The organism is Microcoleus sp. CAWBG640, assembly GCF_020883015.1.
In the GTDB taxonomy this organism is placed as follows: Bacteria; Cyanobacteriota; Cyanobacteriia; order Cyanobacteriales; family Microcoleaceae; genus Microcoleus; species Microcoleus anatoxicus.
In genome coordinates, this window is the sequence record NZ_JAHRFC010000104.1 from 1 (window position 1) to 3,920 (window position 3,920).

General features: G+C 49.9%; 1 protein-coding gene and 1 pseudogene. One reads left to right on the forward strand and one right to left on the reverse strand.

Features of this window, described 5'->3' with window-relative positions; translation table 11 throughout:
• Nucleotides 1-185, forward strand: a 185-nt coding sequence (locus AAFP11_RS26925) for a DUF2518 family protein (RefSeq protein WP_341739787.1), incomplete at its 5' end; no start/stop codon positions are given.
• 407 nt (nucleotides 186-592) lie between these two features.
• Here the strand turns inward: AAFP11_RS26925 and AAFP11_RS26930 are convergent.
• Nucleotides 593-3,920: pseudogene (locus AAFP11_RS26930) on the reverse strand (hypothetical protein); the annotation flags it as partial.

Below are 3,920 nucleotides of genomic sequence, written 5' to 3' on the forward strand. Positions count from 1 at the left end.
GCTCTGGACGTGGCAGAGACTACATGACTATTAAGGTACGGACAATTATACATCCAGAGCCAGGAGTCTCCCAGCCACTGTTTTTGGGAGAGGTGAGGCGATCGCTCGCTACTCGATATGATGACAAAATGTCGATCGAAATCTTCCCCGAACAAGTCGCTACTCTGAAAAAATATCAATCCTAAAAGTAGGAAGATAGGAGTTGCCAAGGTGTTTTGTTAATTGCTCCCTTCGACTCCGCTCAGGGAGCAATTAACACATTATTTTAACAGCCTTGGCGGTTGCTAATATCAATTCCGGTTGTATCGGAATGATATCGTTTCCGGCTGCATCGGAATGATTTAACCTTACTAGAACGCAGAGAACACAGAGGGAGATAAGAGAGATGAATAATTCCGATGTTACCGGATTTGATATGATTTAACCACGAAGGCGCGAAGGACGCGAAGGAAGAGAAGAGAGAGATTAATCATTCCGATGTCAACGGATTTGATATAAATCGCTAACAAACTTATATCTACCCCCCCCAACCCCCCCGAACCCAAGGGGGGGCTAAGAACTACATCTGTAGTAGGACTTTATGAAAATGGTATTAGAGGAAATCAGAGGAGCTTATCGCACCATTAACTCCCACCAGAGTAGCTAAAACTTCAGTAGTTCCAGCTACTCGCAGCAGTGTACCGTTGAGAGTAGGTGTAAATTGTAACTGCTGGAAACTCAGACCACCAGTCAAGACAAATCGATCGACACCAACCTCAAAATTAATCACAGTATCATTGCCACTAGCAGCACTCAACACAAATCGATCGCTTCCGATACCTCCAATCAAAGTATCATCCCCTAAGCCACCAAACAGTAGATCGTCACCATCACCGCCATTGAGAATGTCGTTATCTTTCCCTCCATTGAGAGTGTCATTACTATCACCCCCGTTGAGAGTATCTTCCCCTTCATTACCGTAAAGCAAATCATCGCCAGCACCGCCACTGATGCAATCTTGCTGGCCAGCAGTACCTACAGAAACACCTCTGTCATCGGCGCGATCGCCAAAGATGGTATCGTTGCCATCATCGCCACAAAGCTCATCATTACCATCACCGCCATAAATTAAGTCATCATCACTGTCTCCATGTATGAGGTCGTTACCTTTGCCACCGTAGAGAGAATCATTGTTCTTACCGCCACTGATAGTATCCTCAGATTCATCGCCGAATAATAAGTCAGAACCGATATTCCCGAAGAGTAAGTCATTCCCCTCAACATCCTTGAATCGACTGCGAGTACCACCGTACATAGTGTCGTCTCCACTGCCCCCGGTAAGGGTATCAGAGCCAAGTTCGCCCCAAATCAAGTCATTATCTTTGCCGCCCCAAACGGCATCGTTGCCCTTACCTGCTTGCACGGTATCATTACCGTTACCGCCGCCGATGATGTCGTCACCGGTGCCACCAAAGATTAAATCTTGTTCGCCAGTATCCCCAATCGAGTTGGCACTGCCACTGTCACCGAGGATGGTATCAATACCTGCTCCACCGTAGAGAGTATCAGAGCCTAATTGACCAAAAATTAGGTCATTACCTTTGCCTCCATAAACAACATCATTATCTTTGCCGCCAATCAGCGTATCGTCATTTTCTTGGCCGCTCAGAAAATCGTTGCCGAAACCTCCGTAGAGCAAGTCCCGTCCCTGGAAGTCCTTAGCCCTGTTGTCAGTGATACCACCAAACAAGCTATCCTCTCCAGTACCGCCAATCAACGTATCGGAGCCGAGTTCACCCCAAATCAGGTCATTGTCTCGACCTCCAAAGGCAATATCATTACCTTTGCCGCCATGAATGGTATCGTCTCCCTCATTGCCGTTGATGACATCTGCACCATCGCCTCCGAAGATTAAATCGCGAGCATCGTCAGGACTCTCGGAGTTGTTTAGCCCAGTGTCTCCCAAAATAGTGTCCGCACCTCGATCGCCCAAAAGAGTATCAGAACCTAAGTCGCCAGAAATCCAATCGTTTTGTTTCCCAGTGGCTATAAAATCGTCGTTCTCGCCACCGTAAACAACATCGTTGCCAAATCCGCCAAAAATTGTGTCATTGTCTTGATTGCCGTAAATTTCATCGTTACCACCTTCACCTAAAAGTAGGTCACGACCTCGAAAACCGATAATTTTTTCGTTACGATTGCTACCCTGAATGAAGTCGTTGCCATTAGTGCCTTTAAGGGTTTGTTCCTCAAGCGGCACTTGTGTCTCTGGCCTGTTAAATGAGACTTCAGGGGGTTGTGTTGGTGGCAAAAAGTTAATTTCCGGTGTTTCCACAAGCAGCTCACACCCACAGTCTGTTTCGGGTTCGGCGATGGGAGTGGGTGTGGGGAAAACTGGCTGTAAGATAGCAGTCACAGTAGCCGTGGAGGGACTACTGATAGCCCCTTGGTTATCCGTGGCGGTGTAAGTGAAATTAGCCCCGGTAAAATTACCACTTGTTTGGAGAAATAATTCCTGAATCTGTGGAGGAGTCAGGGTTTGACCAGGTGTTACCGGAACGCCGCCGTTGGCGGGGTCTCCTAAAAATAGGATTCCTTGGTCTGCTGGAGGCAAAGTGTTGATAGTGTAAGAGGCGATCGACCCATCGGGATCGGTGGCTGACACTCCTGTTATTTGTTTGCTGCTATTGGGGGGAATGCTCAAGGTAGCATCGCTAGCCACTGGCGGTTCATTGGCCTGGGGAGTTGGCGTTGGCGTTGGTACTGCTGATGGAGTTGGTGTTGGTACTGGTGATGGAGTTGGTGTTGGTACTGGTGATGGAATGGGCGTTGGTACTGGCGTGGGAGCGACAATCTCCGCTACCGTCGCAGCAGCGGGACTGCTGAGACCTTTGTCATCAGTAGCTCTGTAGTTAAAGTTGGCTCCGGTGAACGTACCTGTGGACTTGAAAAATAGCTGGCTAATTTGGGCCGGGGTCAGCACTCGACCCGGTGTGACAGCGACACCACCGTTGGCTGGGTCTCCTAAGAACAGGACTCCTTGGGCTGCGGGGGGTAGTGTATCTATTGTATAGGATGCGATGGTTCCGTCGGGGTCACTTCCTCCGAGTCCGGGGAGTTGAACGGTGCTGTTGGGTGCGATCGCGGTATTCACATTATTCGTTACAGGCGGTTGGTTAGCACCAGGTAGCAAAGCCGATACCGTCGCAGCCGCCGGACTGCTGAGACCTTTATCATCAGTAGCTCTGTAGTTAAAGTTGGCTCCGGTGAATGCACCTGTGGACTTGAAAAATAGCTGGCTAATTTGGGCTGGTGTCAGCACTCGACCCGGTGTGACAGCGACACCACCGTTGGCTGGGTCTCCTAAGAACAGGACTCCTTGGGCGACGGGGGGCAGACTATCTATTGTATAGGAGGCGATGGTTCCGTCGGGGTCCGTGCCTCCGAGTCCGGCAAGTTGAAGGGTGCTGTTGGGTGCTAGGACTGCATTGATATTGTTGGTAACAGGGGGTTGGTTGACTGGTGTTGGCGTGGGTGTTACGCTCTCCGCTACAGTCGCAGTCGCCAAACTGCTGAGACCTTTGTCATCAGTAGCTTTGTAGTTAAAGTTGGCTCCAGTGAACGTACCTGTGGACTTGAAAAATAGCTGGCTAATTTGGGCTGGTGTCAGCACTCGACCCGGTGTGACAGCGACACCACCGTTAGCTGGGTCTCCTAAGAACAGGACTCCTTGGGCGACGGGGGGCAAAGTATCTATTGTATAAGAGGCGATGGTTCCGTCGGGGTCACTTCCTCCGAGTCCGGCAAGTTGAAGGGTGCTGTTGGGTGCGATCGCGGTATTCACATTATTCGTTACAGGCGGTTGGTTAGCACCAGGTAGCAAAGCCGATACCGTCGCAGCCGCCGGACTGCTGAGACCTTTATCATCAGTAGCTCTGTAG